General features: G+C 41.9%; 12 protein-coding genes and 1 riboswitch. Of the genes, 8 read left to right on the forward strand and 4 right to left on the reverse strand.

Annotation, left to right across the window (positions count from 1 at the left end; genetic code table 11):
• Nucleotides 1-211: 211 nt before the first annotated feature.
• Entirely contained in the window at nt 212-1459 is a 1248-nt protein-coding gene (locus K360_RS0108310; protein WP_024822704.1) for a phenylacetate--CoA ligase family protein, read from the forward strand.
• Nucleotides 1460-1494: 35 nt separating this feature from the next.
• Nucleotides 1495-1626: a hypothetical protein gene (locus K360_RS11500; protein ID WP_274532067.1), complete on the forward strand. Its 132-nt coding sequence runs from the start codon at nt 1495-1497 to the stop codon at nt 1624-1626.
• Nucleotides 1627-1756: 130 nt separating this feature from the next.
• Here K360_RS11500 and K360_RS0108320 read toward each other — a convergent pair whose 3' ends face one another.
• Nucleotides 1757-2299 carry a flavodoxin family protein gene (locus tag K360_RS0108320; RefSeq protein ID WP_024822705.1) on the reverse strand — a complete coding sequence of 181 codons (543 nt, stop codon included), beginning with the start codon at nt 2297-2299 and terminating at the stop codon, nt 1757-1759.
• Nucleotides 2300-2617: 318 nt separating this feature from the next.
• Here K360_RS0108320 and trpB point away from each other — a divergent pair, with 318 nt between their 5' ends.
• Nucleotides 2618-3793 carry a tryptophan synthase subunit beta gene (trpB, locus tag K360_RS0108330; protein ID WP_024822707.1) on the forward strand — a complete coding sequence of 392 codons (1176 nt, stop codon included), beginning with the start codon at nt 2618-2620 and terminating at the stop codon, nt 3791-3793.
• A 27-nt stretch (nt 3794-3820) separates the two neighbouring features.
• On the opposite strand, the gene K360_RS0108335 is transcribed toward trpB, so the two are convergent.
• Nucleotides 3821-4744, reverse strand: coding sequence for a LysR family transcriptional regulator (locus K360_RS0108335; RefSeq protein ID WP_024822708.1), 924 nt, complete (start codon nt 4742-4744; stop codon nt 3821-3823).
• A 131-nt stretch (nt 4745-4875) separates the two neighbouring features.
• On the opposite strand from K360_RS0108335, the gene K360_RS0108340 reads away from it, so the two are divergent.
• Together K360_RS0108340 and nhaC are read left to right on the forward strand one after the other, a co-directional pair.
• Entirely contained in the window at nt 4876-5814 is a 939-nt protein-coding gene (locus tag K360_RS0108340; protein WP_024822709.1) for a YeiH family protein, read from the forward strand.
• A 758-nt stretch (nt 5815-6572) separates the two neighbouring features.
• Entirely contained in the window at nt 6573-8030 is a 1458-nt protein-coding gene (gene nhaC / locus K360_RS0108345) for a Na+/H+ antiporter NhaC (protein WP_024822710.1), read from the forward strand.
• Between the two features lie 39 nt (nt 8031-8069).
• Here the strand turns inward: nhaC and K360_RS0108350 are convergent, their stop codons facing one another.
• Nucleotides 8070-8600, reverse strand: coding sequence for a YeeE/YedE thiosulfate transporter family protein (locus tag K360_RS0108350; protein WP_024822711.1), 531 nt, complete (start codon nt 8598-8600; stop codon nt 8070-8072).
• A 122-nt stretch (nt 8601-8722) separates the two neighbouring features.
• Nucleotides 8723-9121: a YeeE/YedE thiosulfate transporter family protein gene (locus K360_RS10785; RefSeq protein WP_245587101.1), complete on the reverse strand. Its 399-nt coding sequence runs from the start codon at nt 9119-9121 to the stop codon at nt 8723-8725.
• 149 nt (nt 9122-9270) lie between these two features.
• On the opposite strand from K360_RS10785, the gene K360_RS0108360 reads away from it, so the two are divergent.
• The 3 genes from K360_RS0108360 to K360_RS0108370 all read left to right on the forward strand — a co-directional run bounded on the left by K360_RS0108360 (nt 9271) and on the right by K360_RS0108370 (nt 15216).
• Nucleotides 9271-10263: a homoserine dehydrogenase gene (locus K360_RS0108360; RefSeq protein ID WP_024822713.1), complete on the forward strand. Its 993-nt coding sequence runs from the start codon at nt 9271-9273 to the stop codon at nt 10261-10263.
• Nucleotides 10264-10565: 302 nt separating this feature from the next.
• Nucleotides 10566-13085, forward strand: a complete 2520-nt coding sequence (gene mgtA, locus K360_RS0108365; protein ID WP_024822714.1) for a magnesium-translocating P-type ATPase — start codon at nt 10566-10568, stop codon at nt 13083-13085.
• 117 nt (nt 13086-13202) lie between these two features.
• A riboswitch (molybdenum cofactor riboswitch) is annotated at nt 13203-13325 on the forward strand.
• 16 nt (nt 13326-13341) lie between these two features.
• Nucleotides 13342-15216, forward strand: coding sequence for an aldehyde ferredoxin oxidoreductase family protein (locus K360_RS0108370; protein ID WP_024822715.1), 1875 nt, complete (start codon nt 13342-13344; stop codon nt 15214-15216).
• Nucleotides 15217-15450 lie beyond the last annotated feature (234 nt).

Raw genomic sequence — 15450 nt, forward strand, 5'->3', positions numbered from 1 at the left:
CAGCTAGTTTGGAGGATCTAATCAAGATGTTGAAATTGCAAAAGATTGCTTCTTCTAACTGCTTTTTGGGATATTATTACGCCAGCGTGGGACCCTACTGGAGGGCCGACGCCTAGAGCGTGTTGGCTTTTACCAGGGCCGGGTTCCCTACTCATAGGGAGCTTGGCCCTTTTTTTATGCTTTTAACTACAAGAAAAGGTGGAGATAACAAATGGATGATATTAAGGAACAAGTCTTGCAGCAACTTCAACGCGTAGTACAAAGGGTCTGGGATTCTAATAGCTTATATAGGCGCAAAATGGAAGAATTAAATATTCTTCCAGAAGACATTAGATCTATGGACGATTTTAAAAAACTCCCCCTTACCACGAAACAGGATTTACGAGACTCCTACCCTCTCGGCATGCTAGCACGTCCCAAAGAACAGGTTGTAAGACTTCACGCTTCTTCAGGCACTACAGGAAAACCTACCTTCGTTCCTTACACTCAAAAAGATATAGACATGTGGAGAAAATGCATGGCAGAACGTCTAGAAACAGCTGGCGTAAGATCTAGCGATGTATTCCAAATTATTCTCGGTTACGGCCTATTTACCGGGGCTCTCGGTTTTCATTATGGAGCAGAGCAATTAGGTGCCATGGTTATTCCTTCTGGTGGAGGTTTTACAGATAGACAACTCCTCCTCATGGAAGATGCTGGAACCACTGTCTTTACTAGCACCCCGTCCTATGCTCTCTACTTAGCAGAGCGTATAGAGAAAGAAAATCTTCGAGCTCGTCTTCGCCTGAGATTAGCCATTCTCGGGGGAGAAGCTTGGACTGAAGATTTAGGAGAGCAGATAGAGAATATGTTAGGGGTTACTGTTATAAACTCTTATGGACTATCTGAAATTATGGGGCCTGGAGTAGCGATGGAATGTCCCGAAAAACAAGGCATGCACTTTAATGAACAGCATTTTTATATAGAAACTATAGACCCCAAGAGAGGCACCCCTCTTCCTGATGGAGATTTAGGCGAGATGGTTGTTACGACCTTGACTAAAGAAGCTTTCCCCCTTGTTCGGTATCGCACAAGAGACCTTTCGTCGCTGCGCACGGAGCCTTGTCCATGCGGACAAAAAGGGAAACGCATCAATCGTGTCGCTGGAAGAAATGACGACATGCTCATTATTCGCGGCGTAAATATTTTTCCTTCTCAAGTAGAAGTGGCTCTCGCCCATGTAGGGGGGATTACTCTTCACTACCGCATTGAAGTCTGTGACCGTAATGGTATGCCCGATCTAACAGTTGTTTGTGAATCCCAAAACATTCTTGCTGAAACAGAAAAGAAACTCTTAATGGAACAGGCTATTTGCGTTCTGAAAGAGAACCTAGGCATTCGAGTAAACGTACGAATAGAAGATCCCGAAGCCCTTGGCAGACATGAAGGGAAAGCTCTTCGAGTGCTTCACGTGGCTTAATGTTAGAAACAGAAAATACAAAGGAGATAACTATCATGGCGAAATCAAATGAAAAAAAAGCTTCTCTGACTAGAATAGACAAAAGATACGATCCCAAGGAAAATGAATTTGATTTTGAGGGACTTTCCTTCGCCTATCGAGAGGTTTTAAAGAATGAGCAACGATAGCGTTTATGGTTATAAAAGGCCGCTCGAAATGAACGATCTAACGAGATCCTTTCGAGCGGTCTTACCACTGTTCTTCTTCAAACAGAAACACGCATCTGCTCTAATTCATCACTATACAGTACGGTTATTTTTAGCCCTTCACCGACGCTCCTAACGAAAAGGCCTCGTTTAAGGCATCCTGATTTTGAGCAACAGGCAACAACTCGGAACAAGCCCCAACGACCCCACCAAAATCCATTTCTAGCCAATCACAAATATCAACATACATTTTCTCAACAAGTTCTGGACCTAAATTAGGTAACTCCCCCCCATAAGTCATAACAAGAAAGATTTTTTTACCTTTAAGTTTCTCATAATCCGCTGCATACAAGCGGTCCATAAATAACTTCAACTGGGCCGAGATATTCCACCAATAGATAGGTGTAGCTAAAACAAGAACATCTGCCTCATATACTTTGGAATACAAGGAGCTCATATCATCATCAATAACACAAGGGGCACCTTGCTTTCGCTTACAGGCATTACATGCTGTACATGGAGCTATATGTAAATCGTGAAGAAAAACAGTCTCCGCTACAACTTTTTTTGAAGCGGCTCCCTCTACAAACTTCTCCAATAACGCTGCTGTGTTTCCCTTTCTTCTAGGACTTCCTAACAGAGCAAGTATTTTCATTACTTATCACCTCCATAGAAACACTTAAAAAAGTATATCATTTAGGGCCCTTGACAGAACACTAAGGATATTGCTATGGTATCTCCATGAAAAAAACAATGAAACATCTCAGAGATTTTAATTCTATCAATAAGTTCTGGTGGTGGCGCTGTTAGCGCCGCCGCAGGTATGGCCTGATTTTTCAGGGGCTGCGGGGCAAAAAACCGCAGCCCCTTTTCTTTTGATCTATCGCTATCTTTTACAGAGTTCGAAGAAAGGGGCTTCTTCCCAAAAAGGAAGAGGTCCCTTTTTTTATATAAAACAAGGGAGGTATTGTTCATGAAACAGAATAAGAAAGGATTCTTTGGAGAATATGGTGGTAGTTTTGTGTCGGAAGCATTGCAATCTCGCCTCAATGAGCTGGAAAAAGCTTATGAGGACGCCCGTCATGATCAATCTTTTGCCGAAGAATTTACAACGACTTTAAAAGAATATGTGGGGAGGCCATCGGCTCTTACAGAGTGTAAAAATATATCAAAATACTTTGGGGGAGGACGACTATTTCTGAAACGAGAAGATCTCAATCACACTGGCGCCCACAAAATAAATAATGCGTTAGGACAAGCTCTTCTAGCTAAACGTATGGGGAAAAAGGAACTCATAGCAGAGACAGGTGCTGGAATGCACGGCACAGCCAGTGCCACCGTAGCGGCTCTTATGGGAATGAAGTGCACTGTATATATGGGAGCTCTTGATGTAGCTCGCCAAGCCCCGAATGTAGCCCGTATGAAAGTATTAGGAACAGAAATTATAGCTGTAGAGGAAGGACAGAAAGCTCTTAAAGAAGCCGTTGATGCAGCTCTGAAAGCTTTTGCAGAACGACCTGAAACTTTCTATTTGTTAGGTTCAGCTGTAGGACCTCATCCTTATCCTACTATGGTTCATGATTTTCAAAGTATTATCGGTAAAGAGGCAAGACAACAATTTCTGGACCGCGAAGGTACATTACCAAACTATGCTTTGGCCTGTGTAGGTGGTGGAAGTAACGCTATTGGTCTTTTTGCAGGTTTTCTCAACGACTCGGACGTGAAGTTGTTCGGAGTGGAACCAGCCGGGAAGGGGTTGGCCTCTGGGGAGCATGCAGCTACATTGTCTGTAGGGAAACCATCTATTATTCATGGGTTCAAGAGTTACGTACTTACAAAAGAAAACGGGGAACCAGCCAATGTATACTCTATATCAGCAGGGCTTGATTATCCTGGCGTTGGCCCAGAACACGCCTATTTGAAAGACAGCGGTCGGGTAAACTATGTGTCTGTCACAGATCAAGAAGCCATTGATGCCTTTAAACTGCTCTGCCAAAAAGAAGGGATCATCCCCGCTCTTGAAAGCTCTCATGCGTTAGCCTACGCTTTTAAACTACTTCCCAAACTTACCCGGAGGGAAAGTATCCTCGTCAATCTTTCTGGGCGAGGAGACAAAGATATGGATGCGATCCTTCCTCTTCTTAAATGAAAGAAACTTTAACGGCACGTTCTCGCATTATGAACGTGCCGTTTTCTCATTTATAAAGCGAGAAGAAAGAGTACGAAGCCACGTCATCATATGTTGAAAAAGTCTGCTTCGATACTGCTCCGGCAAAGAAATAATACGAAACCATCTTGTTATAATAAGGTCCGTAGCAACCTCTTCCAAACGTCCATCTAATAATTCCTCCTCTACTGCCATACGTGAAAGACAGCTCAACCCCATACCAGCCTCTACTGCTCGCTTAATAGCCTCAGTGTGCCCAATCTCTTGTACGTTATGCAAGCGAATGTTTTTATGAGTCAACGCTGCTTCAAATGTACTCAAAGTACCAGAACCTCGCTCTCTCAAAATCCATTGTTCATTAGCTATCTCTTTTACAGAAACCACGGGACGAGCCCCAGCAAAAGAATGGGAAGGCGACGCTATTATCACCAGTTCATCCCGAAGCCATTCTTCTTCATATAAGTCACAGCCGTCTATAGCTCCTTCCACTAGGCCTATATCCAGAGCCCCCTCTCGAACAAGATTTGCAATTTCTTTAGTATTGCCTACATTTAAAGTCACCTTTACTTGGGGATTTTCCTCGCAGAAAATCTTCAGCCACGAAGGGAAAAAATAATTTCCTATAGTTGTACTACACCCTATGAAAAGTTCCCCTGTTAAATCTCCTTCTTCACTTTTAGCCATATCCACTAATTCTCTAGCTGAAGCAAGAATCTTCTCTGCTTCAGGAAACAGCATCCGCCCACGATCATTTAAAACCAGCCCTCTTCCTACTCGATGAAAAACAGGGCCTCCTATAATTCTTTCGAATTCTCTTAAAGCCATACTCGCCGCTGATTGACTTATAAAAAGTGTTTTAGCAGCCCTCGTTAAATTTTCATAACGCGCTATTTGCACAAAAATTTCTAATTGGCGAAATGTCATTATTTCCATACTTAAACCTCATTCATCATTTTTATTGATTGAAATTATCATAATAATAAGCTGGAATCAATAATACAGTCTGGTTATAGTATGTTGCATCTACGTTGGAATTTATCATAATTTAAAGGGGTTATACTTTGATGATAATACTTCAATCTCCATATTTCTGGATCATAACAAGCTTAGCATTAACTCTCTTAACAAAGTCTCTTGCCATTGCTCTCTGTTTTGGAAGTGCCATTGCTCTTTTATGGGGAAATCCTGCCAAAAAAGTTACGGGGATGCTGTCAAAATATCTTCTGCAACTTGCTGTTATTCTCTTTGGGTTCGGTTTGCAGCTTAATGTTATATTGAAAGTCGGCTATTCTTCCATAGGCATTACTTTTTTCAGCATTTCCACAACACTTTTTCTAGGTTGGGTTTTAGGAAAATTATTTAAAGTGGAGCGGAGTGTTTCTATTCTCATCAGCAGTGGTACGGCTATTTGCGGTGGAAGCGCTATTGCAGCTATGGCTCCTGCTATTGGCGCGTCTCAGGGACAAACCGCTATTGCTATGGCTGTGGTCTTTTTACTCAACGGAATTGCCCTTCTCGTCTTTCCCCATTTGGGGCACCTTATAGGCCTTAATCAAGCTGACTTCGGGGTGTGGGCCGCATTGGCTATTCATGATACAAGCAGCGTAGTAGGGGCAACCGCTATTTACGGAGCAGAGGCTCTGGCTATTGGCACAACTATAAAACTCACACGTGCCCTATGGATATTACCCCTTTCTTTTTTAGGGGCGAAGCTTAACAAAAGTGATAGCAAGGCAAAGGTGCCGTGGTTCTTATTTGGCTTCCTTCTTGCAGCTCTGATCCGTTCCCTCTTCCCAGGGATGGAGGACCTATGGCATCTGTTGGCTATAAGCGGTAAAAAGCTTATGGTTACAACTCTCTTTTTTGTTGGAGCCGGTCTCACTAGAGAAGATCTAAAAAAAATAGGCGGAGGATCATTGCTGAAAGCAATAACATTATGGATTCTTGTTTCCCTTATCTCTCTTACCGTAATAAGACTGGGGCTCATTAAGCTCCCAGTCTAATGTATGACAACACTCAATACCGGTCTGCAGTAGCTGCTTAAGCTCGACGCCTAGTTTAATTTATGTCAACATTGAATTGAAACCTCTTTTAAGAAAGAGAAGAGAAGTATATTCCCCCCTTAATATAATAAAAAAAGCCAGGGAAAAATCCCTGGCTTTAAATATCACTTTAAACAAAACCCTACGCTTCTACCGAACCGTCCGACATAGAAAGGAAAAATACTACCGCCAAACTTGCCAAAATTAAAAATAAGGACATTACAATCACCTCTTGTATCCCACTCAAAACCTTTATACCCTATCAAACAAGTATAGTAAAATTTTACTCCCGATGAGCAAACATGTCAATAGTGTTTGCTAAATAAAGTACAAATTATTGATATTTTATTTTAAAATTTATTACAATATTGGTCAACTTTTTATCTAACAATAATACTATACATTTATAAAATTCTACTGGGGTTTCCAAAGGTCCCTCTGTCATAGAACCTTTTTAACATGCATGTGTGTCAGAATATCTCCCACTAAAAATACAGTCCTATGAGTCTCCTTACATAGCGGAACCAATCATGTCCTTACTAATAGTGCCGATCATTATTGCTCTTTCTTCTTTTATCCTCGCGTTTATTAAAAATTTTTTCAAAGCATATTTTCACGAATCTTATTGACATATTATATATCTAGACACTATGATGCATACAGTGACATGATTTCATGTGTGCTTTATTACGTAATCTAAAAAATAGGAGGGGGATCTTATGACTCAAAAATCAAAAGAAGTCAAAGAAAAACAACTCGCTCCACTTGGTCTATCGTTAGGCACATTTGCCCTTTGCGCATTCGTCATTGGTTTTTCCATTATGAAACTAGGCGTTGATGCTCATATTCCCATGGTCATTGCCGCCACGATCTGTGCTGCCGTAGCTATGTTTTTCCTCGGGAAAACATGGCAAGATGTAGAAAACGGCATTGTGAATGGCATACAATTAGCGCTTATACCTATTATTATCCTTATGCTTGTTGGCCTTCTTATAGGAAGCTGGATTGCTTCGGGAACAGTTCCTGCTCTTATCTATTATGGATTAAAATTACTATCACCTAGATACTTTCTTGCTGCAACCTTGCTTATTTGTTCTATTGTTGCTGTTTCAACCGGAACATCCTGGACTACCGCAGGAACAGTAGGAATCGCCCTCATGGGGGTAGGCGGGGCGCTTGGTATCCCCAGCCCCATGACAGCCGGAGCCATTATTTCTGGGTCTTATTTTGGAGATAAAATGTCGCCTCTTTCTGATACGACGAATCTAGCCCCAGCAGTGGCTGGCGGTGAACTTTTTGACCACATTCGAGCCATGGTCTGGACCACAGCTCCTACATACATCATAGCTCTTATTATTTATATCGTTATTGGCCTTCGTTTTAGTGGAGATACAGGAAACTTAGAGGATATAGCTATCATCTCTAATACAATGATTCAGACATATAAAATCAATATTATTACGTTAATCCCGCCTATTTTTATTATAGTAAGCGCTTGGAAAAAGTGGCCCGCTATCCCCTCTCTTATGATTGGAATTTTTCTCGCTTGTCTCACAGCCTTCTTCATGCAGGGACAAGGAATATCAGACCTTATTTCCATCGTCCATTATGGATATGAATCTGAAACTGGAGTCAAGGCTGTTGATGATCTGTTAACTCGAGGCGGACTTGACAGCATGATGTGGACCATTTCTCTCATCGTTTGCGCTCTTTCATTTGGAGGCATTATGGAAAGCTGCGGATTTCTCGAAAGCATCCTCTCCCATCTCAGCAAATATCTCAAAAGCGTACACTCTCTTGTGGGAATCACTCTCATTTCCAGTTACCTCAGCAACTTCTTTCTTGGCGATCAATTCCTCGGCATTATCGTTCCGGGAAGGACTTTCAAACCCGCTTATGAAGCGATGGGACTTGCTCCTCGTATGCTTTCAAGAACTTTGGAGGATTGCGGCACTATCTCTTCCCCTCTCATCCCCTGGACAGCTTGTGGAGCCTTCATGAGCAATGTGCTCGGGGTAGGATCTTTCACTTTTATGCCCTACGCCTTCTTCAACTGGCTAAATCCTATCGTAGCTTTCCTTATGACATTTGCTGGCATAGGTATTTTCTGGAGAAAAGCAGACGGTACCATTACACAGGATAAAACTCAGTCTGTAGCAGCACGTCAAGAGGCTTAGAGCTTTACGTTAAATTTAGCTTTTTATAAGGAAGGGGTTTTATAACCCCTTCCTCTCTATGTATCGGAAAAAAATCAAAACAAGGGCTACAAATATACCGATAATAATCCAGTGACTTGTACCTAGAATCTGGGGAATTGTTATTTTCCCCAAATCACCCCAGACGAGAATCGTCCTTTGCAAAAAAGGGTACGCTTCAGCATACAGAGCTGCACCTGATAACATTCCTAAAATTCCCCAAATAGCATCAAGTCGCCCTTCTCCAATAGCCCCTAGAGACGTGCCAGGACAATATCCCAGCAGAGCCCATCCTATTCCGAATAAAATTCCTCCGGGCAGCAAAGCCCCCAAAACAGTAGGCTTAATAGATAGCTTAACTATGTCAAGGTCAAATAAAAAATAAGTCCCAATCATACCCACAGTAATAGTAGAGAGCATAAACTTCAAAATGGTAAAATCCTTCAGCTTCAAGGCACCTAATTGTCTGTCATAACGAACAGTTTCAGATCGCTGAAGCAATATGCCAAAAATAAAACCCGTCAGCAACCCCAAAACAAGCTCTGTTTTCACAACCTGTCACCTTCCCCATATAATAAACGAGCAACAAGAATTCCTGCTCCAAAGAAAAGGGCTAGGGCAACATATCCGCTAACAGCTAACTGAAGCGTACCGCTCAGTCCGTGACCACTCGGTCAGCCATCTGCGAGTCGCGCTCCAAACATGGCTATAATACCTCCTACAAAAGCGGTAACAGCACGGCGTAACGAGCTTTTGCCGAAACGATCTCGCCATGTAATGGGGACCCATTGCACTCTATACGTTTTAGTAAAAAGAGAGCTTACAAGAGAACCAAGGAAGATACCTATAACAAACATAAATTGCCAGTCTATTTGGGGGATTTCTTTCATAAAATATGGCATTTGGGCTACTTTCTCAGGGCTAAAAATCTTCTCCACAAAACCGGCAGATCTTACAAAAGAAGTCGATGCTCCAAAATACTTTCCAGTAAACCATGTGGATAGGACAGAGAGCGCTCCTGCCAAACTTCCAGCTAAATAAGGATTCATCGGCATTCCCCTACGATTATACATATATAGCCCCCCTTCTTTTTCTATGTCGTCTATATTGTATATTAATCTGTCTTATCTTCCAATAGAACCTTAAGAGAGATAATTTCTAGGATTTTCCCATTTTTTATGTTAACGTAAAAACAATCGGGGAAGATAGGGGGAGCTAGTGCATGCGTATTGCTCTTATAGGTTTTGGAGGGGTAGGGAAAGCTTTTACTCGCCTTCTGGAAGAAAAAAAAGAGGAACTGAACCGGAAAAATATTTCTATTTCTCTTACCTACATTATCCGCAGTCAAGGCGGAGTATATGATCCTTTGGGTATCACTAATTCCTCAAGTCTCATCTTCAATCCTGCCATAACTTTTCAATCCCTTATAAAACGACGAGATGTGGATTTGCTTGTGGAAGCTACGCCTACCAATAAGGAGACAGGGGAACCTGGGTTAACCCATATCGCAGAAGCCCTCAATTCAGGAATTCATGTCGTTACGGCTAACAAAGGGCCAGTTCTCCTCGCTTATAGAGATTTGTACGTCATGGCGAAACGGAACCACGTACAATTTGCTATAGGGTGCACCACTGGAGGGGCTCTTCCTGTAATTAATGCTGGCCTTTTCGATATGGCTGGGGCCTCTATATCATCTATAGAGGGTATCTTAAATGGCACGTCTAACTTCATTTTTCAAGAGATGGAATTAAATGGAACCTCTTATCTAGACGCTCTTAAGAAAGCTCAAGGAATGGGCATAGCTGAAACAGATTCCACTTTAGATGTAGAAGGATGGGATACTGCAATAAAGCTATTAATTCTTGTCAATGTATTGATGGGAGAAAATAAAAAACTCTCCGATATATGTGTTGAAGGGATCACAACCATTTCTGCGGGGAAAATACAAGAGGTGCGCAGAGATGGAAAACGAATCAAATTAATAGGGAAAGCCAGAAAAACCGGAAACGACGTGATATTATCAGTACAATCTGAAACTATAGATTCTTCTCATCCTCTTTACGCAGTCAACGGAACAAACAAAGCCGTGCGATTTATATCTGACTCGCTGGGAGAACTCACGATAATAGGAGGGGCTTCTGGAACGACATCAGCCGCAGCCTCCTTATTACGAGATATTATTAATATACAAAAAGGATATCAATTTGTATCATGAATCTAGCATGATGCAACTAAACAGAAAATTCTTAACTATTTTTGTTCTTAATCTAGGCCCTAATATTGAGAAAAATATTTTTATTTTACTTCTTCCCCTTCTGCCAAAACTATACTCCAGCCTATTCTCTACGTAGCTAAAAGGCTACAATACAGAGACACTCTACGTAGCTATGCCATCTACCTTCGGACATAGGGGGGGATTAGGTTAAAAGACTACAATACTAGAGATACTCTGCACTTCATCGTTTTGCGTTGTGAGGGAAATATACCTTTGAAGCAACAAAGAAGGGAGGGTATCCAATGGAAGATCCTAATGCCTATTGGAGTTGGAGTGTTGAGACTGCTTTTAAAGCCCTTGAAACGCAACCTACCGGCCTTTCGTGGGAAGAAGCAAAAAAACGGCGAGAAAAACTTGGAACTAACGTACTTAAAGCTAAAAAAAGCTATACACTGACTCGACTTTTTTGGGCTCAGTTACGAACCCCTATCGTATTTATTCTCATCTGCGCCGCCTGCATTTCTTTTTTCCTTCATAATCCTTCTGATGCCCTTATAATTTTAGCGATTGTGCTAACAAGCAGTTTTTTATCTTTTCAACAAGAAAAAGGGGCACAGGAAGCTACCTCTAAACTTTTAGCAATGGTTCAAATAAAAACGAAAATTATACGACAGGGAGAGCCAACGAATATCCCCCTAGAGGAAGTTGTTTCCGGAGACGTTGTTTTACTGTCCGCCGGCGATATTATTCCAGCAGACTGTCTTCTCATCGAAAGCAAAGATCTTTTTGTAGATGAGGCGTCCCTCACTGGCGAAACATACCCTATAGAAAAAATCCCCCTCCTTTTGGCCCCGCAAACTTCGTTGAACAAGCGAACAAACACCCTTTTCCTGGGCACTCACGTCATTAGCGGCACAGGAAGAGGGATCGTCGTAAATACAGGCAAAAAAACAGAGTTTGGAAAGACTGCCCAACAACTCCGCATCCGCCCCATAGAAACAGATTTTGAGAAAGGGATCCGACGTTTCGGCTATTTTCTAGTAGAGGTTACATTATTGCTTGTTATTCTTATTTTTGCTTTCAATGTTTTACTCTCCAGGCCTGTTTTAGACTCTTTTTTATTCTCTCTCGCCTTGGCTGTAGGCCTCATTCCTCAGCTTCTTCCAGCAATAGTAAGCGTTAATTTAGCCAATGGCGCTAAAAAAATGGCAAAAAGTAAGGTTATCGTCAAACGACTCTCAGCTATAGAAAATTTTGGAAGCATGAACATCCTCTGTTGTGATAAAACCGGAACACTCACGGCAGGAAATGTACGGCTTCATACCGCCCTTGCACCAGATGGGTCTCCTTCAGAGTATGTCTTGCACGTAGCTGCCATGCACTCAGCATTAGAAACAGGCTTCAATAATCCTATTGACACGGCAATAAAAAACGCACACCCCATCTCATATAAAGAAGCTCAAAAATACGACGAAGTACCCTACGACTTTGTTAGAAAAAGGCAGAGTGTACTTCTGGAATATAACGAACAAAACCTTATTGTCAGCAAGGGAGCTGTGAATTCAATTCTTTCTATTTGCAGCTCTATAGATATGGGACATGAGAAAAACACCTTTTCTATAGAGTCTTATTTGCCTTCTATTATAGAATTGTATAACGAATTAAGCTCTCAGGGGCTAAGAACTCTAGGCGTAGCCATTAAAAACATTGGTTCCTTGATACATTTCACAAAAGAAGACGAAAAAAACATGACGTTTATAGGTTTTTTAACGTTTTACGATCCTCCCAAAGATGGAGTTATTCAAGCCATCCAAAAACTTTCTGAACTAGGCATCTCCTTAAAAATTATTTCCGGAGACAATGCACATGTAGTCAAAAACATAGCGCAACAAGTGGGCATTATTGCACCTCGCGTTATAACTGGTGCTGACCTTCGATCAATAAGTGATGCAGCTCTTTTCCACCTTGCCAATCAATGCTCTCTATTTGCAGAAGTAGAGCCGAATCAAAAAGAACGAATCATTATGGCCCTCAAAAAATCCGGGAACAGTGTAGGGTTTATGGGAGATGGAATAAATGATGCTTCAGCTCTTCATAATGCAGATGTCGGCATTTCGGTAGATACAGCAGTAGATGTAGCCAAAGAAGCCGCTGACATAGTACTTCTTGAAAAAGGCCTCGCCGTACTTTCTGAAGGCGTTATAGAAGGACGACGAACATTCGCAAACACAATGAAATACATATTTATGGCCACGAGTGCTAATTTTGGCAACATGTTCAGTATGGCTGGAGCCTCGCTCTTCTTATCTTTTCTTCCTTTAGTACCCAAACAAATTTTACTTATGAACCTGTTGACAGATCTACCAGAGATGACTATTGCCATGGACAACGTGGATAAAGAACTCATCCAAAAGCCTCAACGATGGGATATATCTTTCATTCGCAAATTTATGGTCGTTTTTGGCCTTATGAGCTCATTTTTCGACTACATTACCTTTATAATTCTTTTGTTCTTTTTCCATACTCCAATCTCCCAATTCAGAACTGGGTGGTTTCTGGAATCCATAGCTTCGGCTTGCCTTGTCGTATTGGTTGTACGGAGCAGGAGACCTTTTTTCAAATCTCTACCTGGTTTCAAACTTCTTATAGCCACAATAGGTGTACTCTTTTTTATTCTTCTTTTCCCCGCTACTCCCCTTGCCACACTCTTCGGCTTTTCTCCTCTTCCCTCTTTTCTTTTATGGACACTTTTTGTCATTATAATGTGCATGACCCTCAGTGCAGAAATTATCAAGAAAATCTTTTATCGCTCTATTTCATAGTAGTATTTTTTGAAATATCCCTGAAAGTAAAAAAATAAACAGCATTATCACATGTCTGATGCAATGGATACTTGTAAAAGTTTAAATATTCAGGATAAAATACATATATATTCCCGCGAGAAGAAAGGATCCCGAGCTTGATAGCCTGCATTCTATAGAGAACATGGCTTCAAGCCTATAGGGCGTAGCGGGAAACTGCTGCGCCTCCCGCGTTTGGAAAGGAATCCCTTACTATAAACTAAGGAGGGAGAACTATATGTTTGACTGCTATGCTGGGAAAATTCTACATGTAGACCTGTCAAATGGGGAAATATGGTCAGTTCCTTTATCCGAGAATTGGGTCCGAAACTATATTGGAGGAGAAGGTTTTGGAGCTATTTATCTTGCTGAATCTTTAGCTAAAGGAATTGATGGTCTATCAGCAGAAAACAAGCTTCTTTTTGCATGTGGCCCTTTAACTGATACAAAGGCCCCTTGTTGTGGCCGAACTGTGGTTATGTTCAAGTCTCCCCTTACAGGAACCATCGGAGCTTCCAATGTGGGAGGAGCTTGGGCCCCCCAGCTCAAAAGGGCGGGATTCGATATGCTTGTTGTTCATGGGCAAACTCCAAATCCAACATATCTTTCAATCAATAACGATGAGATCACCCTGCATTCTGCAGAAAAAGTTTGGGGGAAAACTACAAAGGAAACGACGGAAATAATCCGTCAAGAACTGGGGAATCCCGAAGCAGAAATCGCATGTATCGGCGAGGCAGGAGAGAAGCTTGTGCGCTTTGCAACCATAATGGTTGGGAACGAACATGCTGCCGGAAGAGGGGGTGGCGGTGCTGTAATGGGGGCGAAAAAGCTTAAAGCAATTGCTGTTTATGGAACAAAAGCACGAACGCAAATACATAATAATGACCAATTTAATAACGCTGTAAAAAAAGCCATACAAGAACTTCACAATGAAGCCTTTATTCGGGAAGAGCTTATGAAATATGGTACCCCTTCTTTCTTTGATGCCATGAACAGCCTTGGTCTTGTACCAGCTTATAACTGGCAACGAACCACAACGAATTTCAACGATAGTCTCGGACATAAAGCCTACCATGAAAAATTGGAGGTAAAACAGGATCGATGTTACAACTGTCCAATTGGCTGTGTTCGCCTCACGCGCATTCCAAAAGGGAAATATGAGGGTCGTTCCGGATCGGGACCTGAATATGAGGCATTAGCTGCATTTGGGCAAAAACTGGGAAATAAGGACCTCTACTCCATCGTTGCCGCAAACTATATTGCAAACGACCTCGGCCTTGATATTATTTCGACAGGGCAAGTAATAGCCACGGCCATGGAGTGGTATGAGAAAGGAATTATCGATCAAAACAAAACCGACGGACTTGTTCTTTCATGGGGAAACAGCGATGCTATTGTGGAGATAGTAGAACGCATTGCTAGGCGGCAAGGTACTTTTGCCACACTCCTCGGAGAGGGATCTCTCAGAGCTGCACAAAGTATCGGAGGGGACGCAGAGAAATATGTTATGCACGTGAAAGGACAAGAAATGGCCGCAGATGGAGTGCGAAGCAGTAAGGGAGAAGCTCTATCTCATATGCTTTCTCCACGAGGGGCAGACCATTTACGCCCATATGGTGCTACTTTCGATGCTTTCGGCTACCTGGAAGAAGAACTTGGCGTTACCGAACGTGTAGATCCATTCAGCGAAGAAAACAAAGATTGGTTCAAGCCTTTTGAAGAGCTCTCTATGGCCACAAATTTGCTTGGCGTATGCTTGTTCGCTAGTATTACCCTAGCCGTAAAAGGAAGGACATGGGCAGAGCTTTTTAGCAATGGATCTGGAAGAAAGTACAGCTATATAGACTTGTTTAAAGCAAGCGAACGAGTTATCAATATAGAGCGGCTTTTCAATATTCGCGAGGGATTTTCGAAAAAAGACGACTATCTCCCTCAGCGATTTAGTACTGGGCCAGCGCCAGATGGACCAGGGAAAGGACAAGTCGTCGATCAAGACAAGCTTTTAGAGCTGGTTTATAAAATAAAAGGTTGGGATAGTCAAGGGGTCCCGACTAAAGAAAAACTCTCTGAGCTAGATTTAACCGAAATAGGGAAAAAATTATTAGGTTGACATAGAAAAAATATTCAGCACCCCAAATGTCAGACGCAACGCTGGCATTTGGGGTACACCTCGAAAAATGCCCGCCATTATCTCCTCCGATCTTGTTCCACAACTTAACAGGTGTTATTATCAACCCTCAGTTTGAATTTTGACTTTATGTTGTGCATACATATTTCTTATCGAATAAAAGCAAAGGAGGTTCCCTTAAGAAGGCACTACAGTAACGTTATACATATGGAGGTG

It is taken from the genome of Aminobacterium mobile DSM 12262, from assembly GCF_000526395.1.
Taxonomy (GTDB): domain Bacteria; phylum Synergistota; class Synergistia; order Synergistales; family Aminobacteriaceae; genus Aminobacterium; species Aminobacterium mobile.